Annotated in this window: 25 protein-coding genes; 12 read left to right on the forward strand and 13 right to left on the reverse strand. The window is 58.2% G+C overall.

Annotated features, from left to right (window positions below; genetic code table 11):
• Window positions 1–23 precede the first annotated feature (23 nt).
• Window positions 24–473, forward strand: coding sequence for an IPT/TIG domain-containing protein (locus KI787_01075; protein ID MBV6628521.1), 450 nt, complete (start codon window positions 24–26; stop codon window positions 471–473).
• Window positions 474–608: 135 nt separating this feature from the next.
• On the opposite strand, the gene KI787_01080 is transcribed toward KI787_01075, so the two are convergent.
• The 6 genes from KI787_01080 to KI787_01105 form a co-directional block, all read right to left on the reverse strand.
• Window positions 609–1,382: a glutathione S-transferase N-terminal domain-containing protein gene (locus KI787_01080; GenBank protein MBV6628522.1), complete on the reverse strand. Its 774-nt coding sequence runs from the start codon at window positions 1,380–1,382 to the stop codon at window positions 609–611.
• Between the two features lie 29 nt (window positions 1,383–1,411).
• Window positions 1,412–2,185, reverse strand: a complete 774-nt coding sequence (locus KI787_01085) for an ion transporter (GenBank protein MBV6628523.1) — start codon at window positions 2,183–2,185, stop codon at window positions 1,412–1,414.
• A gap of 49 nt (window positions 2,186–2,234) precedes the next feature.
• On the reverse strand, window positions 2,235–2,936 hold the full coding sequence (locus tag KI787_01090; GenBank protein ID MBV6628524.1) for a GNAT family N-acetyltransferase: 702 nt from the start codon (window positions 2,934–2,936) through the stop codon (window positions 2,235–2,237).
• Between the two features lie 97 nt (window positions 2,937–3,033).
• Entirely contained in the window at window positions 3,034–4,665 is a 1,632-nt protein-coding gene (locus tag KI787_01095; GenBank protein MBV6628525.1) for a long-chain-fatty-acid--CoA ligase, read from the reverse strand.
• Window positions 4,666–4,710: 45 nt separating this feature from the next.
• Window positions 4,711–5,034, reverse strand: a complete 324-nt coding sequence (locus KI787_01100) for a ferredoxin family protein (protein MBV6628526.1) — start codon at window positions 5,032–5,034, stop codon at window positions 4,711–4,713.
• 47 nt (window positions 5,035–5,081) lie between these two features.
• On the reverse strand, window positions 5,082–5,735 hold the full coding sequence (locus KI787_01105; protein ID MBV6628527.1) for an NUDIX hydrolase: 654 nt from the start codon (window positions 5,733–5,735) through the stop codon (window positions 5,082–5,084).
• A 33-nt stretch (window positions 5,736–5,768) separates the two neighbouring features.
• On the opposite strand from KI787_01105, the gene KI787_01110 reads away from it, so the two are divergent.
• On the forward strand, window positions 5,769–6,425 hold the full coding sequence (locus KI787_01110; GenBank protein ID MBV6628528.1) for a hypothetical protein: 657 nt from the start codon (window positions 5,769–5,771) through the stop codon (window positions 6,423–6,425).
• An 87-nt stretch (window positions 6,426–6,512) separates the two neighbouring features.
• Here the strand turns inward: KI787_01110 and KI787_01115 are convergent, their stop codons facing one another.
• From KI787_01115 to KI787_01125, 3 genes are read right to left on the reverse strand one after another with little or no spacing between them, the layout of a single operon-like run.
• Entirely contained in the window at window positions 6,513–8,279 is a 1,767-nt protein-coding gene (locus tag KI787_01115; protein ID MBV6628529.1) for an SLC13 family permease, read from the reverse strand.
• Window positions 8,280–8,306: 27 nt separating this feature from the next.
• On the reverse strand, window positions 8,307–9,068 hold the full coding sequence (locus KI787_01120) for an ABC transporter permease (protein ID MBV6628530.1): 762 nt from the start codon (window positions 9,066–9,068) through the stop codon (window positions 8,307–8,309).
• On the reverse strand, window positions 9,065–10,003 hold the full coding sequence (locus KI787_01125; GenBank protein ID MBV6628531.1) for an ABC transporter ATP-binding protein: 939 nt from the start codon (window positions 10,001–10,003) through the stop codon (window positions 9,065–9,067). The genes KI787_01120 and KI787_01125 overlap by 4 nt, the downstream gene beginning before the upstream one ends.
• Before the next feature lie 114 nt (window positions 10,004–10,117).
• Between KI787_01125 and KI787_01130 the strand changes: the two genes are divergently transcribed.
• Window positions 10,118–11,164 carry a hypothetical protein gene (locus KI787_01130; GenBank protein MBV6628532.1) on the forward strand — a complete coding sequence of 349 codons (1,047 nt, stop codon included), beginning with the start codon at window positions 10,118–10,120 and terminating at the stop codon, window positions 11,162–11,164.
• Window positions 11,165–11,436: 272 nt separating this feature from the next.
• Here KI787_01130 and KI787_01135 read toward each other — a convergent pair whose 3' ends face one another.
• The 4 genes from KI787_01135 to map all read right to left on the reverse strand — a co-directional run bounded on the left by KI787_01135 (window position 11,437) and on the right by map (window position 16,755).
• Window positions 11,437–12,420 (reverse strand): alpha/beta fold hydrolase, encoded by a 984-nt coding sequence (locus KI787_01135; protein ID MBV6628533.1) that lies wholly within the window; start codon window positions 12,418–12,420, stop codon window positions 11,437–11,439.
• Between the two features lie 84 nt (window positions 12,421–12,504).
• Window positions 12,505–13,341 (reverse strand): 2,3,4,5-tetrahydropyridine-2,6-dicarboxylate N-succinyltransferase, encoded by an 837-nt coding sequence (dapD, locus tag KI787_01140; protein MBV6628534.1) that lies wholly within the window; start codon window positions 13,339–13,341, stop codon window positions 12,505–12,507.
• 10 nt (window positions 13,342–13,351) lie between these two features.
• Entirely contained in the window at window positions 13,352–15,991 is a 2,640-nt protein-coding gene (gene glnD / locus KI787_01145) for a [protein-PII] uridylyltransferase (protein MBV6628535.1), read from the reverse strand.
• Window positions 15,988–16,755: a type I methionyl aminopeptidase gene (gene map / locus KI787_01150; protein MBV6628536.1), complete on the reverse strand. Its 768-nt coding sequence runs from the start codon at window positions 16,753–16,755 to the stop codon at window positions 15,988–15,990. The genes glnD and map overlap by 4 nt, the downstream gene beginning before the upstream one ends.
• Before the next feature lie 288 nt (window positions 16,756–17,043).
• Between map and rpsB the strand changes: the two genes are divergently transcribed.
• The 9 genes from rpsB to bamA all read left to right on the forward strand — a co-directional run bounded on the left by rpsB (window position 17,044) and on the right by bamA (window position 26,692).
• Window positions 17,044–17,793: a 30S ribosomal protein S2 gene (gene rpsB / locus KI787_01155; GenBank protein ID MBV6628537.1), complete on the forward strand. Its 750-nt coding sequence runs from the start codon at window positions 17,044–17,046 to the stop codon at window positions 17,791–17,793.
• A 27-nt stretch (window positions 17,794–17,820) separates the two neighbouring features.
• Window positions 17,821–18,699, forward strand: coding sequence for an elongation factor Ts (locus KI787_01160; GenBank protein ID MBV6628538.1), 879 nt, complete (start codon window positions 17,821–17,823; stop codon window positions 18,697–18,699).
• A 283-nt stretch (window positions 18,700–18,982) separates the two neighbouring features.
• On the forward strand, window positions 18,983–19,720 hold the full coding sequence (gene pyrH / locus KI787_01165) for a UMP kinase (GenBank protein ID MBV6628539.1): 738 nt from the start codon (window positions 18,983–18,985) through the stop codon (window positions 19,718–19,720).
• A complete protein-coding gene (gene frr / locus KI787_01170; protein ID MBV6628540.1) occupies window positions 19,721–20,278 on the forward strand; it encodes a ribosome recycling factor in 558 nt (185 codons plus the stop codon).
• Window positions 20,278–21,009 (forward strand): di-trans,poly-cis-decaprenylcistransferase, encoded by a 732-nt coding sequence (uppS, locus tag KI787_01175; GenBank protein MBV6628541.1) that lies wholly within the window; start codon window positions 20,278–20,280, stop codon window positions 21,007–21,009. Before frr ends, uppS begins: the two co-directional genes overlap by 1 nt.
• Window positions 21,000–21,803 (forward strand): phosphatidate cytidylyltransferase, encoded by an 804-nt coding sequence (locus KI787_01180; protein MBV6628542.1) that lies wholly within the window; start codon window positions 21,000–21,002, stop codon window positions 21,801–21,803. Before uppS ends, KI787_01180 begins: the two co-directional genes overlap by 10 nt.
• Window positions 21,803–22,978 carry a 1-deoxy-D-xylulose-5-phosphate reductoisomerase gene (locus KI787_01185; GenBank protein ID MBV6628543.1) on the forward strand — a complete coding sequence of 392 codons (1,176 nt, stop codon included), beginning with the start codon at window positions 21,803–21,805 and terminating at the stop codon, window positions 22,976–22,978. The genes KI787_01180 and KI787_01185 overlap by 1 nt, the downstream gene beginning before the upstream one ends.
• Window positions 22,971–24,326 (forward strand): RIP metalloprotease RseP, encoded by a 1,356-nt coding sequence (gene rseP, locus KI787_01190; protein ID MBV6628544.1) that lies wholly within the window; start codon window positions 22,971–22,973, stop codon window positions 24,324–24,326. The genes KI787_01185 and rseP overlap by 8 nt, the downstream gene beginning before the upstream one ends.
• Window positions 24,327–24,373: 47 nt before the next feature.
• The gene (bamA, locus tag KI787_01195; protein MBV6628545.1) at window positions 24,374–26,692 is read left to right on the forward strand and encodes an outer membrane protein assembly factor BamA; all 2,319 of its coding nucleotides are present in this window, start codon (window positions 24,374–24,376) and stop codon (window positions 26,690–26,692) included.
• The last annotated feature ends 1 nt before the right edge of the window (window position 26,693 follow it).

A 26,693-nucleotide genomic window follows, 5' to 3' on the forward strand; every position in this document is an offset into this window, starting at 1 on the left:
AGTTTGTTTCGGATGGGTGAGACATGATCGAACTGAGAAAGACGTTCATCGCTATATGGTGGATCACCCTGTCGACGGTTGCTATTGGGCAACCCGCCGACTACATTTACGATGATTTAAACCGCCTGGTAGGTGTTGTCGTTCCCGCAGAAGATCGTGCGGTGGTGTATCGATACGATGCTGCCGGCAATATATCTTCCCGGCGTTCCTACAACGCTTCCGAGTTGGTTTTGCACGGTTTCTCTCCAGCTTTCGGCACGGTGGGCCAAGAGCTCACCGTCTACGGAACCGGTTTTGGCGAAAACCCGGCAGACGTCAGTGTGACAGTTGCCGGGGTGGAAACGACGCCGAGCCAAGTAACCCCAACCCGTGTGGTGGTCGCAATTCCCGCGGGCGCGGGTGGTGGAGTTGTATCGCTGATAACGCCTCAAGGAACAGTGACGAGCGATCAGGTTTTTCGGCTGCGACCGTGACGCCATATGCGTACTCAGATCGGCATAGCCTCAGTATGCGCTTGCTGTCGGTTCGTCGGGCTTAGGGTATGCAGGGCAAAGGCGAAGCTCATTGTGATGCATGCCAACGACCTCATGTGGGCCGTCGCAGGCGGTTTAACGGGGCTTGCCCACAGCGTAGGTTTGCTCCAAGTAGGTGATGATGGCGTCGGACTCGAAGAGTTCCATGCCAGTGTTGGGGTCGATGAGGTAGGGCACCTGGACCTTGCCGGTACGTTCTAGTAAGGCCACGCGGTTACGCCCTTCCACCGGGAGGTCGGGGAAAAACTGGGCACGGATTTCCGGCGGGCCCATGTCTTCCCAGCGGGCCTTGGCCATATTTCGCAGCACATAAGCCAGCTCCAGTTCGCAGAGGCGTTCACGGACCAGGCGGGAGAAGGGGCTGGATTCAAAGCTGTAAAGCTCGAGCGCCAATTCTGGAGATCGCGCATGGCGTGCCCGCAGGCCACGATGGAGGCGGGGTAGGGAGGCCGCTTGGCTACGCAGCGCGTCTACGCGGCGGAGTAGGCCTTGAGGTGCTTTGCGCTGGCCGTACTCTTGATAAAGGTAGTCGATGATCTGCCGCGACTCGAGCAATGTGGTGTCGGTGTTCGGATCTAGCAGAAGAGGGAACTGCATACTGCCACTGCGGCTTTGGGCCTCCTCGCGATAACGTTGACCGCGTTTGGGGCAGGGTTTAATCAATACATCTAAATCGAGCTCGGTCAGAGCCTCACGCACCAAGCGGCAGTATGGACAGGCCTCAAACTCGTAGAGCACCAGCATCTGTTCGGGTTGGCGGGGAGCCGGGCGAAAGGCTGCCGTGCCTTTCCAGGCGGCCAAGCTACTGCTGGCCAGAGAGCTACCAATATCGAATGCGCGGGCGAACATAGGGGCAGATCCTGCAGGGTTGAACTTTATTATGCCGCGCTCTGCTCCTCGCCGACGGCAATGTCACCATGCTCATGCGCATCTTCCAAGCGCACGGCCTCACGAATCTGGTCGATGTTCTCCCGCAGGGCATCGGCAATCAGCTCATCGGTCCGTTCATCCAGCAAGGCCTCGTGCCCGATGCGCAAGGAGGCGGCGACGGCCGCATCAACGACCAACCCGTAAAACGGCAGCCGGGAGAATCTCTTTAGCTCTGGGTCGGCGCGGAGCTTTTCACCCAGCATAGAGCGGAGTTCGGGTTCGTTATTGGCCAGGGCATTGGCAATGTTGCGGGTGTAGGTGCCCTTGACGAGTACTGCGGCCACTTCATCGAGCACGGCGACGGTAATGACTCCGGAAAGGCTTTTGACCAGCCGGTAGCGCAAGGATTGCACCAGCTGGTGAAAGGTATGTTCCCCCCAGATACGATCGACCGCGCCACCAAAGCGCCCCAGTAGCACAATGATGCGCACCACACGGATCAGCCTGAAGGCACGCAGTGCTGGATGGGAGGCTGGCACCATGCCCAAGATTTCGTACCAGTTGCGCAGGATGAAGCCCAGGCGATCGGGGCTGCGCCATACGCGTAAGCAGAACTCCAAGGCAAAGCTGGCGCAGATGGCAAGGTCCGCCCGCAGTAGCAGTTGCCGGGTGACGCGGTCTGGGTGCCCCCAGGTATCCCAGCTGAGCAGGCCCATGGAGACCAATGCTAAGGCCAGCATCAGCCAATCCAGCAGCCCTACGCTGCGGTCCTGGCTATTCATGGTGCTCATGGGCGAGAGACGGTCAGAAGCCTAGCAGGTCGCTGTAGACCTAGATCGCCATGCTTTGATCATCGGCATCCTCTTGTCCCAGCGCGCTTGGTGGCACATGAGACAGGCGCCTGAGGGTCTGCGCAAAGCGCCGAGCATTAGGCTTGAGATGACTGATTTTGTAAGCCTCGCCAAACACGGGGCACTTGAGGCGGGTGACGTCCACGGCGCGGCCCACGTATTCGGCGCCCAGGGAACGCAAATGGCGAATGAAGCGCTGGTTGTCGGCAGCAACGTCGTAATACAGGTGATGCAGGCCGGCATGGTGCGCTTGCAGGTGCAAAACAGCGTGTAATAGCACGCCAGCACCCTTATTCATGTATTGGTCCAGAATGACGATGGCTACATCCGCTGCATCGGGCTCATGTTCCAGCCGTTGATAGCGGGCAACTCCTATACCGGGCTGGTCCGGGGCATTCAGGTCGGCTGCCCCCCAGGCCACCTCATGGGTGCCGTCGGCGTGGGTGACCTGCTCAATGATTTGGGCCGTGGTTTGCTCGCCGTCAAAAGGGAATTTACGGCGGGAGGCCAGGTGGGACAAATGATCCAAGCCCTGGTGCAGCCGGGGCGCATCTTCCGGGCGCAGAGGGCGCACAAAGCTAGGGGTGCCATCGTCGAGGGCGAATTCAAAGCCCTCGGTCGGCAATGGGCGGCTATGCAGATAATCCCAGATCAGCACGATGGCGATCTCCTCGCTGAGCATGTGGTTTCAGCATAACAGCGCCAGCGCCTTGCAGCAGGCCAAAAAAAACTGCGCCCGAGCAGCAAAGCTTCGGGCGCAGTGTGTCGCTCTACGGTGTTCAGGCTTCTAACTTGTACTCGGCGAATTGCTGGCGCAGCGTCATTTTCTGCACTTTGCCAGTCGCGCCATGCGGTAGTTCATCGACAATTTCGACCGCATCGGGTGTCCACCATTTGGCAATTTTGCCCTCAAAGAAGTCGATCAAAGCCTGCTTATCGATGCTGTGGCCAGGCTTAGCCACAGCAATCAGCAGCGGCCGCTCGTCCCACTTGGGATGCGGGACGGCAATCACGGCGGCTTCTGCGACGTCGGGGTGACTCATGGCCACGTTTTCCAGATCGATGGAGCTGATCCATTCGCCTCCAGACTTAATCACGTCCTTGGTGCGGTCGGTGATTTGCATAAAGCCTAGCTTGTCGATGGTGGCTACATCGCCAGTGTCAAACCAGCCGGCATCATCCAGTGCAGCGACGTCATCGCGCTTGTAATACCCCGAAATCACCCAGGGGCCACGCACTTTCAAGGAACCAGACGCCTCTCCATCCCATGGGAGTTCTTGGCCTTGCTCATCGAAGATGGACATTTCCACCGGGAAGACGGTGCGACCTTGCTTGGCCCGTGCTTTCCAGTATTGCTCCTCGGGCAGGTCTTCCATTCCGGGGCGCAGGGTGTTGACGGTGCCAATGGGGCTCATTTCCGTCATGCCCCAGGCGTGAATAATTTCGACCCCGTAATCCTCGAGGTATTTGCGCATCAGTGACGGTGGGCAAGCGGAACCGCCCACACCCATGCGCTGGAGCTCTTCGACCCGTTGGCCGCTGCTTTCCATGTAGTTGAGCAGGCCCAGCCAGACGGTGGGTACGCCCAGGCCTAGCGTCACTTTCTCTGCGTTGATCAGCTTACATAAGGTCTCGCCATCGCCCATTTTGGGGCCCGGGAAGACTAGCTTGGCGCCCACCATCGGAGCCACGTAGGGAATGCTCCAGGCATTGACGTGAAACATGGGGACCACGGGCAAAATGCAATCGGTGGAGCCTAGGCAGAGCACGTCCTTTTGGGCCGCAGCCATGGCGTGCAGCACAGTCGAGCGATGCGAATACAGCACGCCTTTGGGGTTGCCCGTAGTGCCCGAGGTGTAACACAGCGAGCTAGCAGCGTTCTCGTCGAGTTCTGGCCAGGGGTAATCAGTGGACTTGCCGGCAATTAACTCTTCATAGCAGAGCAGTTCCACACCCTCTGGAGCATCCGGCATGGCGTCTTTAGGCGCCAAGACAATGCCGCCCTTCAATTGCGGAGCATGCGCTTTGACGGCTGCCAGCAAGGGGACGAACATGGGGTCCAGTAACAGCCACTGATCCTCGGCATGATTGAGGATGTAAGCCAACTGCTCTGGGTGCAGACGGGGGTTGATGGTATGCAGGACCGCGCCCATGCATGACACACCATAGTAGGTCTCAAAGTGGCGATAGTCATTCCACGCTAAGGTGGCGACCCGATCCCCTTCACTGACTCCTAAGTCTTTGAGTGCGTGTGCTAATTGCGCAGCTCGGCCCAGCGCTTCGCCCATAGTGGTGCGGTGCTGCGGGTTGTCCGCGGTCACCGAGACGATTTCTACATCGGGGTTATTGCGCTGTGCGTGCCGCAGAATAGACGTAATCGTCAACGGCATTGCCATCATCTGACCGTGCATGGTTTGTCTCCTCATTGTCGGGGGAGGCGGGCAGGCCCGCCTGAGCTAGCGTTCCAGCAAATCGAGCTTGCCAGGTTTGCCGTCCCACTCAGTTGCATCGGCTGGTGGCTCTTTACGCTCACTAATCACCGGCCATTGCGCTGAGAGTTCGGCATTTAAATCCAGAAAATGGACCTGCGCTTCAGGCAGGTCGTCTTCCGCATAAATTGCGTTCGCGGGGCACTCTGGCTCACACAAAGTGCAGTCAATGCACTCTTCAGGGTCAATCACCAAGAAGTTGGGTCCTTCGTGGAAGCAGTCCACAGGACAGACTTCTACACAGTCTGTGTATTTGCACTTGATGCAGTTTTCGGTAACGACAAAAGCCATGGGTCGAGGTCAGAGAGCCGAGTAGTGGCGCAATTGTAGCGGCGTGATCAGTTGTCGTCAGTGAGACGATGCGGGAAATGGGTGAAATCTTCGGTGTGGAAGTTAAATTGGCCCCGCCGACGATCCTCGAAAAAGCGCTTCAAGGTGAACCGAACGGTGGCGAACGCGAGGTCATCCCACGGGACTTCATCTTCGTCCAACAACATAATTTCGGTACTTTCCGGCGTGATCTCGAAGCTGGAACTGCGCATCTCGGCCAAATAAAACAGATGAATCTGACCGATGTAGAGCACATTGATGAACGAGAACAGGGGGCCAATGTCCACCTCTGAGCGCGCTTCTTCCCAGGTTTCGCGCGCCGCACCCTGGATACAGGATTCGCCCAGCTCCAAGAAGCCGGCCGGCAATGTCCAGTGTCCCAAGCGTGGCTCTATGCCCCGCTTACAGAGCATGATCTTGCCTTCCCATTGCGGAATACAGCCGGTCACGACTTTGGGGTTGACGTAATGCACGTGGCCGCACTGGCGGCACACCATACGAGGCATTTGATCACCCTCAGGGGTGCTTTGATGCAGGGTGCCCCCGCAGACTTGGCAGTGGTTCAAAGGCGGTTGCATGTCTAGGGGGCTAGCGCGAAGGCGAGATTTCTTGTCATCATTACGCAGTATATTCACCAAAGAACGAGTGTGTGCATTCAGCACACACCACTATTCCGCTTGAGGGGACCAACTGGGATGAAAAAAACACACTGGCAGGCTTTGCTGGCTGGAATTGGCGTTGCGGGCAGTGCCTGGGTCGGTAGCGCGTCTGCATTGGATCTTTACGCTGGAGCTAGTTATTTACTGGCCGACGTTGCGTTGGAGCAAGATTTTGACCCGCCCGGTCGTGAGGATCGCCCGGACTCCGTGGTGCGCACTGTTCGTTCAGACTCCGATGGCTCGGCCATCATGGCGCATGTGGGCATGTGGTTGAACGAAAGTTTTGCTGTGGAGTTTCGCGGGGCTTTTCCGAGTGATGACGCAGAGCTGCCGGGGAGTGGTCAAGACACGAGTGAGGGCAACGCGGAAGCTGAAGAGCTCTACGGGGTCTACATCCTGCCCAAAGCCGAGCCCTTTTCCTGGGTGGATATGGTCTTTCCGATTGGCTACACCTTCTCCAAGGTGACCGCGCCGGTAGAGAACGACAACCAGGAAGTGAACCTGCAAACTCTGGAAGGCGACAGCCTGTCCTACGGCGTGGATTTGCGCTTTCGCGTCGGCAAGTTCTTCGCGAACGAAGATTCCATTCTGGGGAGCTTGAGTGTGAACACCGGCTTTATGATGTACACCGATGATGAAGCCCTGGAAGTGCTGGGCTATAACGCGGGTGTGCAGCTGGGTATGCGCTTTTGATGGACGCCGCATCACCACGGCGTGGATGATTTCTAAGAGCGGCTCCCTTTGGGAGCCGTTTTTATTTGCGCTGCCTCATGGCGATTCTTAGAACGGCCAGATGAACGGAGCAGCGAGGGTGGCGACCACCACGATGAGCAAATTCATGGGGATGCCCACGCGGAGAAAATCCGTCATGGTGTAACGTCCTGCGCCATACACCATGAGATTGGTCTGATAGCCCAAGGGCGTGGCGAAGCTTGCCGAAGCCGCAATCATCAGCACCATCACAAAGGGAAGAGGGTCGGCGTTGAGTTCAGCGGCGGTCGCTATTGCAATGGGGAAGCCAATGACAGCAGCCGCGTTATTGGTCACAAACTCGGTCAGAATTGAGGCGCTCAAAGCGATCAGACCCAGAGCCAGCCAGGGGTGATCCCCCACCAAGCCCACCAGTGTCCCGGCCAAGGCCCGCGCGGCACCAGTATCCCCCAGGGCTCGTCCTAGCCCAAAAGCCGCGCCAATGGTAATCAGCAGCGGAAAATCGATCTGCGCCAAAGCGGCTCTTTGGCTGCAACAACGGGTGAGCAGCATAAGCCCGCCAGCAACCAAAGCAGCCTCCAACATGGGCAGTACGCCGGTGCCAGCCAAGGCCACCATGCCGGCTAGAATGCCCAGGGCGATTCCTGCGCGGTCTTGGTTGGGCGGGGCGGCACCATCGATTTGAGAGACTAAAAAGAAATCTCGCGAGTTGCGCATGCCCACGACAAAGGAGGGCAGACATTCCACCAATAACGCATCACCAGGTTGGAGAACAATGTCTCCAATGCGTTCCCGTAGACGCTCCCCGTTTCTGGACACCGCGATAATGGCGGCGTTGTAGCGGGTACGGAATTGTCCCTCACGAATGGTTCGGCCAGCCACCGCACATTCCGGGGCCACCACGGCTTCAGCCAAGATGCGCGCCGACCGGTCAGATTGCAGCTTGAAAATTTGGTTGGTTGCCAGTTGCAAGCCTGGAATGCGCTGCAAGTCGACCACAGAGTCGACCACGCCTACGAAGATGAGTTGATCTCCGGCTTCCAGGACTTGGTCCGGCCCAACCATGGGCAGGGTTTGCCCCCGTCGGTTGATCTCTAGTAGGTAGAGTTGTGGCAAATGGCGCAATCCAGCCGCTTCTACAGTTTTTCCCACCAGTGGGCCCTTGTCGGCGACGACCATTTCCACGGCATATTCCCGAGGGTTATGGCTGGGGCTGGCATCCCCGCGTTGGCGGGGCAGGAGTACCGGGCCGACTAGCATGAGGAATAAGGCACCGACGGTAGCGCAGATCAGGCCCAAGGGCGTGATGGCGAAAAGGCCCAAGCTGTCCCGGCCAGATTCGATCCAGAGGCCATGCACGACCAAATTGGTACTCGTGCCGATCATGGTGCACAAGCCGCCCAGGATGGCCAGGTAGGACAAAGGAATCAGAATCTGGCTCAGCGCAAAGCGGCGCGTGCGCGCCCAGTCGCTTACGATAGGAATGAGCATGGCCACAACTGGGGTGTTGTTCAGGAAGGCCGAGGCGCCCATCACCGGAGCGATAAGGCGCATCCGCGCAGCATGCGCATCCTCCGGGGTGCCGAGAACGCTGCGTGCTAAGAGGGCTAGAGCTCCGGTCTGTCGTAGCCCGGCTACCAGAACAAACAGGGCCGCAATGGTCACCAAACCGGGGTTGCCGAAGCCAGCCAATGCAGCCGGTGCTGAGACGATGTCTAACACCATGAGTAGGGTGAGGCCGGCAAGCAGGATGAGGTAGGGCTGTGCCCGACCCCAGACCAATCCCGCGAAACACGCCATGACCACGGCCACAGCGATCCAAGCATCCAATGTCATGCTCTGATGGTCCTAATCTGGCAAAGGTTATTGCTTCAGCCTGTAGCCGCTGCGAAAAATCCAGCCAACGAGCACTAGGCCCAGGCCAAGCAAAACGCTGCAGAACAGTAGGCTGATCACGATATCCACATCACCCTGGCCGTAGAAGCACCAGCGAAACCCGCTGATCAGATACACGAAGGGGTTGAGTAAGGTCACCGATTGCCAAAAAGGCGGGAGCATGTCGACGGCATAAAAAGCGCCGCCCAGAAAGGTTAAGGGTGTGGCAACCAATAAGGGGAAAAACTGCAGCTGCTCAAAGCTTTGTGCCCAGATTCCCACAATAAAGCCCAGCAGGCTAAAGGTCAGCGCCATCAGCACCAGATACAGCAGCATGGCTACGGGGTGCTGGATTTCCAGGTCCACGAAAAGCGCCCCCGTGCCCAAGATGACCAGCCCAATGAGAATGGATTTGGTGGCCGCGGCCCCCACATACCCGGTGAGGGTTTCCACCGGCGACAGTGGGGCTGACAGAATCTCGTAAATGGTTCCCGAGAACTGCGGAAAGTAAATGCCAAAAGACGCATTAGATAGGCTCTGGGTGAAGATGGTGAGCATCATTAAACCCGGCACGATAAAGGCCCCATAAGGAACGCCATTGACCGCGCTCATACGTTCGCCAATGGCCGCACCAAACACCACAAAGTACAAGGTGGTGGTGAGGACAGGAGCAAATAGGCTCTGCCACAGGGTGCGCTTCCAGCGCGCCATCTCGAATGCATAGATGGCCCAGACACCGCGACGATTCATGCGGCCTCCTGTTCGTTGAGCAAACCCACAAAAATATCTTCCAAAGAGCTCTCGCTGGTGCGAATGTCCCGGTAGGCAATACCCAATTCCTGAACCCGAGCTAAAAAGCGCGGAATGAGCTGTGTATCGGTTTGGGCATCGAAGTGCAGAACCAGTTCTTCGCCCTCACGGTCTAGACGGACGTCCCAAGGACCGATATCGGCGGGGGGACGATCCAAGGCCTGCTCCAAATGTAAGCGAAGTTCCCGGCGGCCCAGCTGTCGCATCAACACGGCCGTGTCTTCTACGAGGCGGAGCTGGCCTTGTTGGATAATCCCGACCCGATCCGCAAGCTCTTGCGCTTCTTGGATGTAGTGAGTGGTCAGAACGATGGTGACTCCGCGTTGGCGTAGGCGCTCCACCTGCTCCCAGAGTGTGCGCCGTAGCTCGACGTCGACCCCGGCCGTGGGCTCGTCCAGGAAAAGAATGCGGGGCTGGTGGGCCAGCGCCTTGGCGATGAGCAGGCGACGCTTCATGCCGCCAGAGAGCATGCGGATCTGCGTGTTCTTCTTGTCCCACAGCGATAAATCACGCAATACCCCTTCCAAATAGGCGTCGTCGGGGCCTAAGCCGAACAAGCCGCGCGAAAAGCGCACGGTGGCCCAAACTGTCTCAAAAGCATCGGTGTGCAACTCCTGAGGAACTAGGCCAATCAATTTGCGGGCTTCACGATAGTCGGCTTGATGATCATGGCCATGCACCTTCACGGTGCCCTGGCTGGCGGTGACGATGCCGCAAATAATGCTGATCATGGTGGTCTTGCCGGCGCCATTAGGTCCGAGCAGAGCAAATATCTCGCCAGCGGCAATACTCAGCGACACCTGATTCAGGGCGTGGTGGCCATTGCCATAGCGTTTGCTGAGATCACGAATCTCCAGGGCAGGGATAGAGTCCATGGGGTGATACGACAAAAAGCAGCCCGCAGCATACGGCCCCTGCTGTACAAATGCAGCCTGCGCCCAGCCAACTTGCTAGGCTAGGGTGGCTCATAACGCGAATAGGACGACTGTATGACTGCCGGGGAGATGCATCCCACTGCTAAGGCATTGCTGGAGGCACATGTGGCCTTTCTGCGCCAGCAGTGCCAAGGCACCGCCTTGCGTCGATTAATTGATGCGCAGGTAGAGGGGCTACTGGACGACATTTCCTCCATGCAGTTCGCCCAGCTCATCGATGCTGAGCGTCTGCGGTCGGTGGCGGTGTATAGCGTACAGCGACTGGATCTCGGGCCCGGTCTGGCTGAGCTGGTTGGGGTGATGGCACGGCAAATTTACAGTGACCCCATCCACGATGAGTGCACTTTGGGCGATGTGGTGCCGGATGCCGCCTTCGAGGTGTTCTCGGATCAGCTGCTGCAGCTACAGGCTTTGCGTGAGGCTGTGATCGAATTATTGGTGAGTAACGCCGTATTTCGCGATCTCACCCAAGAACTGCTGCTTGGCGGCTTGCTGCGCTACTTGGACCAAACCGCGCAATCCTGGAATTTGCCGCGTGCTAGTTCTGCCGTATTGCTGGGGCGGGATTTGTTGGAGAAGCTTCGCTCCAAACTGGGCCAGGCGCTGGAGCAACAACTCAAGGAGTTTGTAGCGAACCAAACACGGGCGCATGCCGACAGTGCCCGCCAGTTTTTGCGTCACGCGCTGGATGACGCTGCCTTAAAACAGATTCTCAGAGGAGCGTGGGAGCACATCGAAGATGAGCCCATTGCCGGGTTTCGCGAGGTGCTGAGTACGGAGCAAGTGCAAGACTTGGCCATGCTTGGAACCGCCTTTTGGAAAGAGTTTCGGCAGACCGATTTCATGGCGGCGCTGATAGAGGCAGGTGTCGATGGCTTTTATGCGCGTCACTCGCAGTCCAGCGTGCAGCTCATTCTGGATGAGTTGGGGGTGACCTCGGAGCTGCTGCGAACGGTGTGCTCGCAGACCCTGCCTGGGTTGCTGAAGCAGTTAGACAATGCCGGTGTTCTGGAGCGCATGCTAAGGCGGTTGCTGGTGGACTTTTATTCCAGCCCCGAGGCGCGCTCTGTGCTGGAGTCAGCGGCGGTATCCTCCGCGTAGTCTGCAACAGCGAGGAGCTGCATGGTCGCATGCTGCGCCGGTTCGCTGCGCGACCTCCATGGAGGCCGCCGCTATCAGCGGGCAGCAGTGCGTTAATAGCGCACACGGCTGCCGCGCTCACTGAGACTGTGATGGCTGCACTCCTGCTGCCATTGAGCTCTGAGGCCCTACGCGCTTTCGCTGAGCCCCATGGCCTCATCCTCTGTGGAAGAGCGAAGGGCTGAGCAAGCTAGCCTGGTCTGCGGCGCCGGATGGCTGATGCGGGCGCTGAGTCAGGTCTGCGGCGCTGAGTGCAGTAGATCCAGCAGCTCTGGCTCCAGCCAAGACTCCAAGCGCCAGTTGTGCACATAACCACAATGGCCGCCATAACGGTGTTCGCGAATGGTCAGCCGTGGGCTTGCTTTGGCGACCGCGCGAACCTCTTGGATCGGAATTAAGGCGTCGTCCGCAGAGCTGATGATGGTGGTTGGCGTGGCCAAGTCCGCGAAGCGCTCAGCGACCAAGGTGTACTCTGCAAAATAGGCCTGGCGGGAGGCAAAGCCACAGTAGCGGGTGGCGAACTTGTCCGTGACGGCCAGCAAGGAGCGGTCTTGTAACAAATCGGCGTAATCGGGGCCATCGGGCCAAGCTTGGCGTTTGGCAGCAATGGTCTGCCGCCACTTGCGTAGGAAATACGGCAGGTAAAGCTTGGCCGCGTCTAGGGCGCGCGTTGTGGTTTCGGGGTTCATCACGGGGTTCACCGCAATGACTTGGCCTAAGGCCAGTTGCTCTTTGGGGGCCGCGATGGCCAAGCGTAGGCTGAAGTTCCCGCCTAGGGAAAAGCCCACTAAGGCGTCGAAATCCCCCCAAAGCTGCTGCAAGGCGCGAACGGCGCCATACACCTCATCCATCCGCGCGGAGTGAAAGGGTTCAGGATTGAGGTGATGGGTGCCGCCATGGTCACGCAAGTTCAATCGAGCCACGCTGTAGCCAGCATCAAACAGGCGACTGCCTAAGCTGTGCAGATAGACCGAGTCGTGGCTGCCCTCCCAGCCATGAAGGAGCAGCACCCGGCCGCGCTCGGCTTCAGTTTGGGCGCTTAGCCTGGCGGCTAAACGGACGCCTTGGCCGGCATCCAGTATGTGCTCCTGCGCCGCGCGGTCCAGATTCGGGCGCCGCCGCTTGTTCCAGCGGCGGCGTAGCGGGCTGCTGGCCAAATAGCTCTGTACAAATGGTCCCCGTAAACCCGGCACTGGACGGGTGTGTGCAGCTGTCATAGCGAACTCCCTAGGCCGTCTAAGGCCGGCACGCGCGGGCTGGGCCGCTAGCGAAGCCCGAGCGCGTTGGGAGGCCGCTGTGGGTCATGCTTCCGCGGCCTCGCGCAGCAAGTTGTTGATGCCCACTTTTGCCCGGGTTTGAGCGGTGACTTTTTTGACGATAACCGCGCAGTTGAGGTTATACACGCCGCCAGGCCCATTTTTCGGGAGGGAGCCCGCAACCACCACACTGCCCGCAGGAACGCGGCCATAGTGAATCTCACCGCTGTCGCGGTCGAAGATGGGGGTGCTTTGGCCGATAAAGACTCCCATCGAAATGACGCTGCCACGCTCCACGATGACGCCTTCGACGATTTCTGAGCGGGCGCCAATAAAGCAGTCATCTTCGATAATGGTGGGATTGGCTTGGAGTGGCTCCAACACACCACCGATGCCAACTCCGCCGGATAGGTGCACATTTTTACCAATTTGCGCGCATGAGCCCACTGTGGCCCATGTATCTACCATGGTGCCCTGGTCCACATAGGCGCCGATGTTCACATAAGAGGGCATCAGCACTGCACCGGGGGCAATGTATGAGCCCTTGCGGACCATCGCCGGGGGAACCACCCGGGCTCCCAGTGCTTGGAAGTCCGCTTCGCTCCAGCCAGCAAACTTGGAATCGACTTTGTCGAAATAGCGCGTTTCCGCGCCGTCCATGAGGCGATTGGGGTTCAAGCGAAAGGACAGGAGTACGGCTTTTTTCGCCCATTGGTTGACCACCCAACCCTCGCTACCGGGCTGCGCAACCCGAAGACTGCCGTCATCCAGGCTGGCCAAGGCTTGGTCTACGGCCTCACGCAATTCGCCAGGCGCATTATCGGCGCTGATATTGGCAGCGTTGTCAAAGGCGGTTTCGATCAGTTCTTGGGTGGCGCTCAATGGTCTTCCTTCAGGCTTGGGCTATGGCGGCGATGAGGTCATCGCGCAGGGTGTGAAACAGTGCAGGGTCGCTCAGGGGGCGGCCCAGGGTATCGGTAAAGTGGAATAGGTCTTCGGCGCGCTCACCAATGGTGCCCACCTTGGCCGAGCGTAGGTTGAGGTTGTGGCGATGTAACACCTGACCCACGCAGGACAGCAAACCTGGGCGGTCATTGGCGACCAGCTCCAATATGGAGTAACGGCCTTGAGCGTCGTTGCGGAAGAAGATTTGTGTGGGCGTATCGAAATGACGTTGGCGGGAACTAATCCGCCGGGTGACACGCGTATCGATGTCCTCAGGGTGGTCCAGGGCGTCGCGTAAGGCCTGCTCAATTTCGCTGATGCGACTCGCGTCCTGAACATCGTTGCCGTCGGCGTCGGTTACGGCATAGCTATCGGCAGTCCAGCCATCCGTGGTGTTGGAAATGCGCGCATCCAAAATATTGAAGCCAGCGCGAGCGAGAACGGCGGTACAAACCGCAAACAAGCCTGCTACGTCTGGGGCGTGAATGAACACCACCATGCCGCGACCGGTTTCGGAGCGGATCGCGATCGTAGTTTGGCCCTGGGCTTGATGCAGCACCTGACAATGCCAGCAGAGCTCGTCTGCGTTATGGCGGAGCAGGTGCTCTTCTTCCAGGCGCTGCAGTAGGCCCTCCGCCTGCTCTTTGGTGATGCCGCTCGCTTGGAGGAGCTCTACGGTGGCCTCCGCACGCTGGCGGATAAGATCGGCCTCGCGCAGGGGCTGGCCCTCACTGAGGGTCCGCTTGGTAGCAATAAACAAGCTGCGCAGTAGCCCTGCTTTGAAGCCATTCCAAAGCTTGGGATTCGTGGCGCGAATGTCGCAGACCGTGAGCAAGTACAAGTACCGCAGGTGCTCTAAGTCTGGAATCTTCTCGGCGAAGGCATTGATGACGTCGGGGTCAGACACGTCTTCGCGCTGCGCCGTGAGGCTCATCAGCAAGTGATTGCGCACCAACCAGGCCACGGTTTGTTGGTCGGCTGTGGACAGGCCATGTTCCCGGCAGAAGTTGATGGCATCGTCGGCGCCCAGGTCGGAATGGTCGCCGCCGCGGCCTTTGGCAATATCGTGAAACAAACCGGCCAGCGTGAGCAGCTCCGGCTTATCAACTTCCGCGTAGAGTGCGCTGAAATCAGGGAACTCCTGCGCAAACTCTGGCACGGCCAGTCGGCGCAGGTTGCGTACGACAAACAGCGTGTGCTCGTCCACCGTGAGCTGGTGAAAGAGGTCGTACTGCATACGCCCAATAATGCGACCAAACGGAGGCAGGTAGCGACCGAGAATTCCGTAGCGGTTCATCCGCCGTAGGCTGTGCAGTACGCCGCGAGGCATGCGCAGGATTTGCATGAACAAAGCGCGTGTATCACCACGGCTGCGAAAGCCGGCGTCGATCAAGTTACGATCCCGGCGGAGTAGGCGCAGCGTCTGCGCTGACATGCCTTTAATCTGAGCCTCGTTCTCCGCCCATAACTTGAATATCCGCAGCAGATTCAGAGGGTTGTCACGGAAGACCTCGTCATCGCGGGTGACCAGGTACTGGCCTTGCACCGCGAAGTCGGCATCCAGGGAATGACCGTGCTCTGGATCACCTTCTACCTGCTCTTCAAACAGCTGTAAGAAAATGTCGTTGAGCACCGACAGCATCTTGATGGTGCGGTAGTACAGCTGCATAAATTGCTCAACCGCGAGGTTGGCGCTTTGATCGGCATAACCGTAAAGCCCGGCAATTTGCACCTGGTGGTCAAAGAGTAAGCGGTCTTCACGGCGCCCCGTGAGCATGTGCAATGCAAAGCGCACTCTCCACAGCTGATTCCGACCATTACGAAGATCGCTGACCTCCGTGGGAGTGAGCAGATTCTGCTGCGCCAAATCCTCCAGCTTGCCCGTGCCGTAAAGGCGCTGAGATAGCCACAAAATCATTTGCAGATCACGCAGACCGCCTGGGCCTTCTTTGACATTGGGCTCCAACTTGTAGGCCGTGTCATCAAAGCGTTTGTAACGTGCGACCTGCTCGTCACGTTTGGCCTGGAAGAAGTCGTAGGCAGGCCAACACCGCTCTGGGCTGACCGACTCCGCCAATTGATTGGATAGCTCGAGCTGTCCGCATAAATGCCGCGCCTCCATGAGGTTGGTGACGACGGTGATATCAGCCGCGGCTTCGCTGGCGCATTCATCTAGGGATCGAACGCTATGCCCCAGCTCCAGGCCGCAATCCCAGCACAGCCCTACGAAAGCCTCTAAGCCCTGGCGGGTCGCATCGTCCAAGCGCTCCGGGGTGAGCAGCAGCACGTCAATATCGGAATGTGGCAGCAATTCAGCACGGCCATAACCGCCAACCGCAAGCAGAGCGCAGGCCGCCTGGCCTACGGTCGCCAGCCAGGCGCGCTGGAGTACCAAATCTACGATTTCCGTGTACTCGGCAATGAGCTCCGCAGCTTCGGTTTGCTCGCGAAAGGCCTGAAAATGTTGCTCGCGAACCCACTGCAGGGTGCTGCGCCAACGCGGTGCATCGGGCGCACCATCTGCAGGGCCTAAGCGATCAAGCAGGTCTTCGGTTGCGACGATATGGGCATTGCTCAGAATAGTCACAGGACTTCGTCCGGGCGTTGAGTTAAGACTTCATAGCCGTTCGCGGTGACGAGCACGGTGTGTTCCCATTGGGCAGATAAGGAGCGATCTCGGGTAACCACAGTCCATTGATCACTTAAGAGTTTCACTTCACGTCGTCCTGCGTTGAGCATGGGCTCAATGGTGAAGCACATGCCCTCACGCAGCTCCATACCATCGCCACGTTGACCGTAGTGAAGGATTTGCGGGTCTTCATGAAAGGCGCGGCCAATGCCATGTCCACAGTACTCACGGACTACCGAGAAGCGTGCCGCGTCTGCGACTTCTTGAATGATGGCGCCAAGGTCGCCGAGCCGCAGGCCTGGGCGAACGGCGTGAATACCAGCAAGCATTGCTTCGCGCGTCACTTCGCACAACCGACGGGCACGAATGGAGGGTTCGCCCACATAGAACATTTTGCTGGTGTCGCCATGGAACCCATCTTTGATGACGGTGACATCGATGTTGATGATGTCTCCATCGCGCAGCTTCTTAGGTCCTGGAATGCCATGACAGACCACATGATTCACTGAGGTGCAGATGGACTTGGGGAAGCCGCGGTAATTCAGTGGGGCGGGAATGCTGCCGAGTTCGTCAACAATGTAATTGTGGCAGCGCTGATCTAATTCCTCCGTTGTTACGCCAGGGCGAACATAGGGGGCAATCATGTCCAGCACTTGGGCGGCCAGGCGTCCGGCCGTGCGCATGGCATCTTGTTCTTCGGGGGTCTTAATCGTTACGGACATGCTCAATGGGGAATCAGCAGCGCCAAGCTGTAAGCCGGCCTGAGTCGATCCCCGGTGCTGGTTTTGGGTAGCCCGGTATGGTATAAATCGCGCCTCTTCGCTGCAATGGCTAACGGCTCCCTAAGGGACGCCAAATGTCTGCGGAGTGAGGAAGAAACTGACTTCGTGCCGCTTTCAATCCCGGGAACGCATTCGCGTTACCAGGCCTCTTCGGGGTCCCTGCCTGCGCAGGGCGAAGGGGTCAGAGGCGGCATTTGTTACAACCCCTAACAACGGAAAATACAGACTATGTCGCAAGTGACTATGCGTCAGCTTTTGGAAGCTGGTGCGCATTTTGGCCATCGTACCCGCTACTGGAACCCCCAGATGCGCCCTTACATCTTCGGCGCGCGGAACAAGATTCACATCATCAACCTGGAAGAAACGCTGCCTTTGCTGCGTGAAGCCTGCAATGCGGCCGGCCGCGTTGCTGCGGATGGCGGCAAGATTCTCTTCGTGGGTACCAAGCGTGCGGCCCAAGACATCGTGGCCGAAGAAGCAGCGCGCTGTGATATGCCCTACGTGAATCGGCGTTGGTTGGGCGGAATGCTGACCAACTTCAAGACAGTCAAGGGCTCGATCAAGCGTATGCAAGAGCTGCGCGAGCGCTTGGATGAAACCCAGACCAAATACCAAATCAATAAAAAAGAGCGTCTGTCGCTGACTCGTGAGTACGAAAAGCTGCTCTCCAGCTTGGGCGGTATCGAGCAAATGACCAGCTTGCCTGACGCGCTCTTCGTGATTGACGTGGGCTATGAAAACATCGCCATCAACGAGGCCCGTAAATTGGGTATTCCGGTGATCGGCATTGTCGACACCAACAACTCTCCTGAAGGCGTTGACATTGTGGTGCCCGGCAACGATGACGCTATCCGTGCTATTGCCGTTTATGCCCGCGCTATTGCGGACGCAGTGAGCGACGCTCATGGCAGCAAAACCGAAGCTCCGCGCGACGCTGAGCCAACGGACGCTGCCGAGTCGACCGACGCCCCGGCCTAACTTTTCACACCAACGATTTCGAGAACAATGGCAATTACAGCATCTTTAGTTAAAGAGCTTCGCGAGCGTACTGGCGCCGCCATGATGGATTGCAAGCGTGCCTTGCAGGCTACCGATGGGGACCTGGAAGCTGCGGTTGAAAAAATGCGAGCCGACGGTCAGGCCAAGGCTGACAAAAAGGCCAGCCGGGTTGCCGCCGAAGGCGTCGTGCGTATCGCCGTGTCTGAAGACGGCAGTGCGGCCGCGATGGTGGAGCTCAACTGTGAGACGGACTTCGTTGCCAAAAACGAAGACTTTCTGGCCTTGGCCGATAAGGCCGCGCAGATGGCTTTGAGCACCAAGACCGACGATGTAGACGCTCTCCTGGCACAGGAAGCCGATGGCCAGGCTCTAGATGCCACGCGTCGCGACCTCATCGCCAAGCTTGGCGAGAACATGACCTTACGTCGTGTGGTGTTGCTGAGCGCCGATGGCCGCATCGGTAGCTACATCCATGGTGGCAAAATTGGTGTTTTGGTGGCGTTCCAAGGTGGCGACGAGGCTTTGGGCCTTGACTTGGCACTGCATATCGCTGCTAGCAACCCGGCCTTCCTGGACGAAAACAGCGTCGATCCACAGGCCTTGGAAGACGAGAAGCGCGTGCTGATGGCCCAGGCCGAAGGCTCGGGCAAGCCGGTTGAGATCATCGAGAAGATGGTTCAGGGACGTTTGCGCAAGTACCTGGGTGAGATCACTCTGGTGGGCCAGCCCTTCGTTAAAGATCCTGACCTCACCGTAGGCAAGTTGCTGGAGCAAAAAGGCGCCAGCGTGCTTAGCTACCAGCGTCTGGTGGTGGGTGAGGGCATTGAGAAGGAAGAGAGCAACTTCGCCGATGAGGTCGCCGCGCAAGCCGCCGCAGCGAAGTAAGTGCTTGTGAAGCCTCTGTGCACTCTGGCGTCGACTCTATAGGGTCGGGCGTCCCAAGGCCCCGGTTTCCGGGGCCTTGTTGTATGCAATAGGGGCAACAGAGCTCTTCGTTTTGGTGGAGCTTGGTTTATGGTCCAAGCTCAGTGGATAATGGTGGGTTAGTGGGTATTTGCTTGTCTGCCTGGTCCGCTCAACCCTCTATGCACCGGCGCATTCGCCTCTGTTGGTTTGCTGCGTGACCGCCTCTTCACGCTACTTGTTTAAATAAGGCCATCGCTACGCCATGACTCAAGCCGCTGACTATCAATATCGCCGCGTACTGCTCAAGCTGTCGGGCGAAGCACTTATGGGTGACCATGACTACGGTATCGATCCCGCTGTATTGAACTTCATCGCCGACGAAATCAAGCCATTGATTGATGACGGAATCGAAGTGGCCATTGTTGTGGGTGGCGGCAATATCTTCCGCGGAGCTGGTCTTGCCGGCGAGGGAGTGGACCGGGTGACCGGTGACCACATGGGGATGTTGGCAACAGTCATGAACGCGCTGGCGATGCAAGACGCTTTAGAGCGGCATGGTTTGGATTGCCGCGTGCAATCCGCCCTCAGGATTAATCAAGTGTGCGAAGACTACATCCGGCGCCGTGCGGAGCGTCATCTGCAAAAGGGCAGGGTTGTGATCTTCGCGTCCGGAACCGGGAACCCCTTCTTTACTACAGACAGCGCCGCAGCACTGCGCGCCGTGGAGATCAGCGCCGATCTGATGCTTAAGGCGACCAAAGTGGACGGGGTTTACGATTCCGACCCGGTGCAGAACCCCGAAGCGGAGCGTTACGTGCGAATCAGCTACGATGATGTGTTACGTGAGGACTTACGGGTTATGGACCAGACGGCCATCGTGATGCTGCGCGATCAAGGATTGCCGCTGATGGTTTATGACATGACCCGTGCAGGTGATTTGCAACGAATTCTGCGTGGCGATACCACCGTCGGCACGCGAGTAGACGCAGGAACACAGTGAATGTTTGAAGACATTAAAAAAGACGCGAAGTCGCGCATGAGCAAGAGTGTGGACAATCTCCGCCAAGAGCTCTCCAAATTGCGTACCGGAAGGGCCCATGTGTCCTTGCTGGACCACGTGACTGTGGATTACTACGGTTCGGATGTGCCCTTGTCGCAGTGCGCGAATATTGTTGCTGAGGACGCTCGTACCATCAGCATCACGCCCTGGGAGCGCGATATGGTGGGCAAGATCGAAAAAGCCATTCTGAGCTCGGATCTGGGCTTGAACCCGAATACTGCCGGCACGACCATGCGTATTGTGGTTCCGCCTCTGACCGAAGAGCGCCGCCGCGATCTGGTCAAGGTCATGCGCGCTGAAGGCGAAAACGCCAAGATCGCGGTGCGTAACATCCGCCGTGATGCGAATAATGAGCTCAAAGAGCTGGTCAAAGAGAAATTGATCAGTGAGGACGACGAGCGCCGGGGTAATACCGAGGTGCAAAAACTCACGGACGCTGCCGTGGCTGAGGTGGACCAAATTCTCGATGCCAAAGAGCAGGAGATGATGCAGGTCTGATGAACCCGGGGATCGCTGGCGGCCCACATCATGTCGCCATCATCATGGATGGCAACGGCCGTTGGGCGCGCTCGCGGGGTAGGCCGCGTGGCTTCGGCCACCGCGCCGGAGGGCAAGCCGCCCGTCGAATCATTGAACACGCCAGTGACATCGGCCTGTCTGCGCTCACGCTGTATGCCTTCTCTGCGGAGAACTGGCAGCGCCCGCCGGCGGAGGTGTCCTTGTTGATGGAGTTGCTGTTGGTCACCCTCCGCAACGACATCCAGGAGTTTCACAAGCGCGGAGCCCGCCTGCGCATTATCGGTGATCGCGGGCGCTTTGCCCGTGAGCTCCAAGATGAAATGGAGCGCGCTGAGGAGCTCACTGCCGATAATCAGGGCATGGCCTTAAACATCGCCGCAGGCTACGGTAGCCAGCAAGACATCACTCAGGCCGTGCGTGATTTGGCGCTGGCGGTGGAGCGGGGAGATATGCAGGCGCATGACATTCGCCCGGAGCATGTTCAGCAGAGGTTGGCATTGGCCGGCATGCCGCCGGTGGATCTCTTTATTCGTACCGGCGGAGAATCCAGATTGAGTAATTTTTTACTCTGGGAGTTGGCCTACACCGAGCTGTACTTCAGCGACCAATTCTGGCCGGATTTTGGGGCGCGTGATCTGGATGAGGCCATCGCTTGGTATCAAGGGCGTGAGCGCCGCTTTGGCCGCGTAGAGGCGAGATCATGCTCCTAACGCGCCTACTCACCGCATTGGCGCTCATTCCGCTGGTGGTGGCGGCGGTCCTCTGGCTGCCACCAGCCGGGCTCGCGGTTCTGCTGGCATTGGTCGCCGCAGGTTCGGCTTGGGAATGGTCCCAATTTGCTTTGCATCCGCGCCGTGGTCGTTTGAGTTATGCCTTGGGGGTTGGCTTGCTGGCCGTATTGCTGCCACTTCAGCCCTGGTTGACCGCCGTGCTGGGCTGTGTTTTTTGGTTGTCGATGCTCATCTGGCTGGGCGTTTTTCCCCGCGGTATTCGGCAGGGAATCACGCAGCCCGCGCTGCGGCTGTTGATTGGGGCAGCGCTGTTGGTGCTCTTTGCCGCCGGGGCTTTGGCGATGGCACTGGAGCCGGCCGGCCGCGAATTAATCCTCATCACCTTGGTCCTGGTGTGGGCCATGGATGTTGGTGGCTACTTTGCAGGTAAGCGCTTTGGTCGCCGTCGGCTCGCTCCGTTGATCAGCCCGAACAAATCCTGGGAAGGTTTCTGGGGCGGGGCAGTGCTTGCCGCCATCGTGGCAGTGGTGGCCGCCTATGGCGTGCTCGGTCTGAGCGGCGCCTCGGCTATGGGGTTCGTGGGATTGGCCATGGTCGTTGCCATGCTCTCTGTGATTGGCGACCTGACCGAAAGCATGTTCAAGCGCCAAACTGGCATTAAGGACTCAGGGACACTACTTCCAGGCCACGGCGGCTTGCTTGATCGGCTCGATAGCACCTATGCGGCGATGCCGCTCATGCTCGCGGGCTCTTTGCTGCTGGAGGCCGTTTAATGCGCGGTATAGCGATTCTCGGTGCCACCGGCAGCATTGGTCGCAGTACCTTGGATGTGGTGGCACGTGCCCCAGAGGCCTTCTCGGTAGAAGTGCTCAGCGCCCAGCGAAACGTCGATGCGATGGCCGAGTTGGTGCAGCGTTTCCGGCCCCGCTTGGCCATTATGGTGGATGCCGATGCGGCGGCTGCCCTGCGCGATCGGATACACGATCTGTGTCCGGTCCTGAGTGGTCCTCAGGCCTTGGTGGAAGGGGTACAGCAGCCGGGCGTGGATATGGTGATGGTCGCCATTGTGGGAGCCTGCGGCTTAGCTCCGACATTGGCTGCCGCGCAGGCCGGCCACGACATTCTTCTGGCAACCAAAGAGGCCTTGGTGACAGCTGGTCCACTGCTGCTGGCAGCGGCAGATGCGGGTCAAGCCCGTCTGTTGCCCATCGACAGTGAACATAACGCCATCTTTCAGTGTCTACCTCAGGATTACCGTTGTGGTCAGCGTCCACAGGGGGTCCGGCGCCTCATACTCACAGCGTCCGGTGGCCCCTTCAGGAATTGGTCCTTAGAGGCCATGGCGCAGGCCACGCCAGCACAGGCTGTTGCACACCCCAAATGGGATATGGGCCGAAAAATATCTGTGGATTCCGCAACAATGATGAACAAGGGCCTGGAGCTGATCGAGGCGGCCTATTTGTATGATTTGCCGGCGGCGAGTGTGGATATTTTGATTCATCCGCAAAGCATTGTGCATTCCTTGGTGGAGTACGCGGATGGCAGCCAGCTGGCTCAGCTGGGCTCCACGGATATGCGTATTCCCATTGCTCATGCCTTACATTTCCCGGAGCGGGGCCCGTCTGGAGCTCAGAGCCTCGACCTGGCTCAGGTGGGGCAATTGGAATTCTCGGCGCCGGACACCCAGCGCTTTCCCGCATTACGTTTGGCTCGGGCCGCACTCGAAAGCGGTGGTATTGCCCCGGCGGTCCTCAATGCCGCCAATGAAATTGCGGTTGCTGGTTTCTTGGAGCAGCGCATTGGCTTTGGCGATATCAGCGCTTTGGTGGAACACACCTTGGAGACCTCACAGGCTTGGTCTCAGGACCTGCCGGACTTAGAAGCGGCGATTGCCGTCGACGCCCGCGCGCGGGACGTGGCGCGCCAGTGGGAGGCGGCGCATGCCTGAGTTTGTACAGTCCGTACTCGGTTTTGTGCTGGCCATTGGCATATTGGTCACCTTCCATGAGTTTGGTCATTACTGGGTGGCACGACGCTGCGGCGTGCGCGTGCTGTGCTTCTCCATTGGCTTCGGAAAGCCCTTATGGTCTCGGGTTGCCAAGGATGGAACCCGCTGGCAGGTGGCTGCCATTCCTCTGGGCGGCTACGTCAAAATGTTGGACGAACGCGAAGCGCCGGTGCCGGAGGAGCAGAGGCATGCTGCGTTCAATCGCAAACCGGTTTTGCAGCGCATTGCTATCGTGGCAGCAGGGCCACTGGCGAACTTCTTCTTAGCCATTATCTTCTACGCCCTGGTGCAAATGATTGGCCAACCGGCATTGCGCCCGGTCCTCGGCCCAATACCGACGCCATCCGCCGCGGCTCAAGCTGGCGTGCAGGAGGGCGATACCCTGCTGCAAGTCGCCGGCCAGGACGTTGCCACCTGGGATCGCGCTCGGCTGCGGCTACTCGAAGCGTCCTTGGGTGCGCAGTCCTTGCCCATCGTTCTGCAACGTGGTTCGGATCAGCAGCTGAGCGTGTCATTAGCACTGGTGAACGCGCCGACCGAGCCCTTGGAGTTTTTTGATTATCTTGGCTTGGTCCCACCGCAGGTGCGCTTAGAGCCTATTCTGGGCCAGATATTGGCCGACTCTCCGGCCGATCGCGCCGGACTAAGAGTTGGAGACCGCATCAGCAGTTTGGATGCGCGCGCGGTGGACTCCTGGCGGGAGCTAGTGATGCTCATTCGCGAGCGTCCAGGGCAAACCGTTCGCTTGGTTGTTGAGCGCGAAGACACGCAGCAACAGGTCTCCCTGCAGTTGGCGGAGGTCATGACCGAGCAAGGCCCAGTGGGTCAATTGGGTGCAGGCGTGGCTGAGCAGGCTCATCTATGGCAGGATTTCCGGTTTATTCATCGGCTGGGGCCTGTCCAGAGTGTGTGGGCGGGAGTGGAACAAACCCTGAGCATGTCTGTACTGACGGTCAAAATGCTCTGGCGGATGGTGTTAGGCGAAGTTTCGGTAAAAAACCTCTCCGGACCTTTGTCTATTGCGGAATTTGCTGGGGTGTCTGCTGCGGCGGGCATCGTTAGTTTTTTGGGATTTTTGGCGTTGATCAGCGTCAGCCTTGGGGTGCTCAATCTGCTGCCGGTTCCGGTATTAGATGGGGGACATCTGCTGTATTACGGCATTGAGGCAATCAAAGGCTCGCCATTATCAGAGCGTGCGCAAAGCCTAGGCCACAGTGTGGGCCTGGCCATGTTGCTCGGTTTGATGACGGTGGCGTTGTACAACGACCTAGCGCGGCTACTGAGTTGAGCCGCGTTCGCTGCGAAGGCAATCGGATCGCCTGGACGACAACATAAGTGACTAATTGGATTAAGACGCAGCGTTTGCTAACGCTGTTCGGACAGCTTTTGGTTTTAAGCTGGGGCCTGGTCTCTACGGCCTGGGCTCTAGACCCATTTCGCGTCGGCGACATTCGCGCCGAGGGCTTAGTGCGGCTCGAGGAGTCGACCATCTTCTCCTACCTGCCTTTGACGCCTGGAGATGAGCTCAACGCAGCCACCTCCCGTCAGTCGATTCGCGCCCTCTATCAAACCGGTTTGTTCGACAACGTGGTTTTGCGCCGCGAGGGCGATACCCTCATCGTGGAGGTGTCGGAGCGCCCCCTGATCTCGTCCTTTGAGATCGAAGGGAATGATAAAGTCAGTGGTGACGAGTTCGATGAGGCCTTGCGGCAGTCTGGCCTGGTCGAAGGCGAGATTTTTCGCCAGCTTTTGCTGGACCAAGTTGAACAAGAGATTCGTAACCAATACTTCGCGAACGGCTACTACTCGGTATTGGTAGAAACAACGATTACGGAAGAGCCGAACAACCGGGTGAGTTTGAAGATTGATGTGGACGAGGGTAGTCAGGCCCGGATTCGCGACATCAATATTGTGGGTAACGAAGCCTTCACGGATGCCGAGCTTTTAGAGAATTTTGAACTCGAGGCTACCAAAGCCTATAAATTCTTCGGCGCCAAGGACAAGTACTCCAAGCAGCAAATGCTGGGTGATTTAGAGGGCTTGAACTCTTACTACAAAGACCGCGGTTACCTGCGCTTTGATATTGAATCGGTTCAGGTCGCGATGACTCCGGACCGGCAGGGGATCTTCGTCACCATTAATGTGGACGAAGGAGAAACTTATGAAGTGCAGGAGCTGCGCTTTGCTGGTGAGCTTATCGTTGATGAAAGCGTACTTCGCCGTCTGGCGCCAATTCCTCCAGGGTCAATTTTCTCGCTGAAGGCTGCAACCGACGCGGCTGAGCGAATGACGGTGGCCTACTCCAATATTGGCTATGCCTTCGCCGAAGTGAATCCACTGCCCGAGCCAGTAGAAGACAGCGACAACGCCGTCATTTTGAACTTTATGGTGGAGCCTGGACCGCGTACCTATGTGCGGCGGGTGAATTTTGCTGGCCACCTGCGCACCAACGACGAAACCTTGCGTCGGGAAATGCGCCAGTTTGAAGGGGCGGTGTACTCACAAAACTTGGTGGAGCTCTCGCGTACGCGCTTGCAGCGGCTGCCGTTTTTACAGGCGGTGGAGGTCAGTACCGACCCCGTTCCTGGAACGGACGACTTGGTCGATGTGAACTTCACCGTTGAAGAGCGCGCACCAGGCAGTGTGCAGTTCGGCGTGGGCTTTTCCGGCTTACAGGGCTTTCTCATTAACGGCAGCCTGACCCATACCAACTTTATGGGGACGGGGAATCGCGTGGCGCTGAACCTGGAAAACAACCAGGTCGCGGATACCATCAGTGCCAGTTGGACCGACCCTTATGCAACCCCGGATGGGCTGGCGCGCACGGTGGCAGCCACCTACCGTCGCTCGCAGGGCATTATCCGGTTTGCATCTGGCTTCGATTCCAACACCTTGTCGGGCTCACTGACCTACGGTATCCCCATCAGTGAGTTCGCCAGCATTCGCGCAGGTTTCGGGGTCGATGCTGTCGCGGTGACCACCTTTGCCGGTAGCACGGCCGACGAAGTCTTGGAGTTCGTATCGCGTAACGGTAGCCGGTTCAATACCTACGAGTTCCGCACCGGTTTTACCCAAGACAGTCGTAACCGAACTTTCTTTGCGAGCCGGGGTGCGTTGCATCGACTCAACCTGGATGTGATTTTGCCGGGCAGCGATATTGAATACATTCGCGCTTCGTATACCTGGCAGCAGTACATCCCCATGTACAAATCCCTGTTTGCCGAGCTCAACACCTCTTTAGGCTTGGTTGAGGGTTACGGCGACACAGAAATCGTGCCGCCTTACGAGAACTTCTTTGCGGGTGGCGCTCGCTCGGTGCGTGGTTTCCGCCCTGGTACTTTGGGGCCGCGGGATTCCAATGGTTTTGCTTTTGGCGGCAACCTGCGGACGACGCTGCAAGCCAACCTCATCCTGCCAACGCCCTTGGAATCCAACAACAAATCCACGCGGTTGTCTGTTTTCTACGATATCGGCAACGTGTTTGCCAATCGTGAAGCCTTTGATACCGCTGAACTGCGGTCAGCCGTTGGTGTCGCATTTCAATGGTTCACTCCCTTCCTGGGGTTGTTGGAATTGTCTTATGCACAGCCGCTGGATGCGCAGCCCTTTGATAGGGAAGACCGCTTCCAGATTGATTTCGGCGCCGGTTTTTAAA

It is taken from the genome of Oceanococcus sp. HetDA_MAG_MS8 (assembly GCA_019192445.1).
Taxonomy (GTDB): Bacteria; Pseudomonadota; Gammaproteobacteria; order Nevskiales; family Oceanococcaceae; genus MS8.

Excerpts from the sequence above, each read along its gene's own strand:
- KI787_01075 (MBV6628521.1), top strand. The coding sequence starts at position 24 with ATGATCGAACTGAGAAAGACGTTCATCGCTATATGGTGGATCACCCTG.
- KI787_01080 (MBV6628522.1), bottom strand. The coding sequence starts at position 1,382 with ATGTTCGCCCGCGCATTCGATATTGGTAGCTCTCTGGCCAGCAGTAGC.
- KI787_01085 (MBV6628523.1), bottom strand. The coding sequence starts at position 2,185 with ATGAATAGCCAGGACCGCAGCGTAGGGCTGCTGGATTGGCTGATGCTG.
- KI787_01090 (MBV6628524.1), bottom strand. The coding sequence starts at position 2,936 with ATGCTCAGCGAGGAGATCGCCATCGTGCTGATCTGGGATTATCTGCAT.
- KI787_01095 (MBV6628525.1), bottom strand. The coding sequence starts at position 4,665 with ATGCACGGTCAGATGATGGCAATGCCGTTGACGATTACGTCTATTCTG.
- KI787_01100 (MBV6628526.1), bottom strand. The coding sequence starts at position 5,034 with ATGGCTTTTGTCGTTACCGAAAACTGCATCAAGTGCAAATACACAGAC.
- KI787_01110 (MBV6628528.1), top strand. The coding sequence starts at position 5,769 with ATGAAAAAAACACACTGGCAGGCTTTGCTGGCTGGAATTGGCGTTGCG.
- KI787_01115 (MBV6628529.1), bottom strand. The coding sequence starts at position 8,279 with ATGACATTGGATGCTTGGATCGCTGTGGCCGTGGTCATGGCGTGTTTC.
- KI787_01120 (MBV6628530.1), bottom strand. The coding sequence starts at position 9,068 with ATGAATCGTCGCGGTGTCTGGGCCATCTATGCATTCGAGATGGCGCGC.
- KI787_01125 (MBV6628531.1), bottom strand. The coding sequence starts at position 10,003 with ATGGACTCTATCCCTGCCCTGGAGATTCGTGATCTCAGCAAACGCTAT.
- KI787_01130 (MBV6628532.1), top strand. The coding sequence starts at position 10,118 with ATGACTGCCGGGGAGATGCATCCCACTGCTAAGGCATTGCTGGAGGCA.
- KI787_01135 (MBV6628533.1), bottom strand. The coding sequence starts at position 12,420 with ATGACAGCTGCACACACCCGTCCAGTGCCGGGTTTACGGGGACCATTT.
- map (MBV6628536.1), bottom strand. The coding sequence starts at position 16,755 with ATGTCCGTAACGATTAAGACCCCCGAAGAACAAGATGCCATGCGCACG.
- rpsB (MBV6628537.1), top strand. The coding sequence starts at position 17,044 with ATGTCGCAAGTGACTATGCGTCAGCTTTTGGAAGCTGGTGCGCATTTT.
- KI787_01160 (MBV6628538.1), top strand. The coding sequence starts at position 17,821 with ATGGCAATTACAGCATCTTTAGTTAAAGAGCTTCGCGAGCGTACTGGC.
- pyrH (MBV6628539.1), top strand. The coding sequence starts at position 18,983 with ATGACTCAAGCCGCTGACTATCAATATCGCCGCGTACTGCTCAAGCTG.
- frr (MBV6628540.1), top strand. The coding sequence starts at position 19,721 with ATGTTTGAAGACATTAAAAAAGACGCGAAGTCGCGCATGAGCAAGAGT.
- uppS (MBV6628541.1), top strand. The coding sequence starts at position 20,278 with ATGAACCCGGGGATCGCTGGCGGCCCACATCATGTCGCCATCATCATG.
- KI787_01180 (MBV6628542.1), top strand. The coding sequence starts at position 21,000 with ATGCTCCTAACGCGCCTACTCACCGCATTGGCGCTCATTCCGCTGGTG.
- KI787_01185 (MBV6628543.1), top strand. The coding sequence starts at position 21,803 with ATGCGCGGTATAGCGATTCTCGGTGCCACCGGCAGCATTGGTCGCAGT.
- rseP (MBV6628544.1), top strand. The coding sequence starts at position 22,971 with ATGCCTGAGTTTGTACAGTCCGTACTCGGTTTTGTGCTGGCCATTGGC.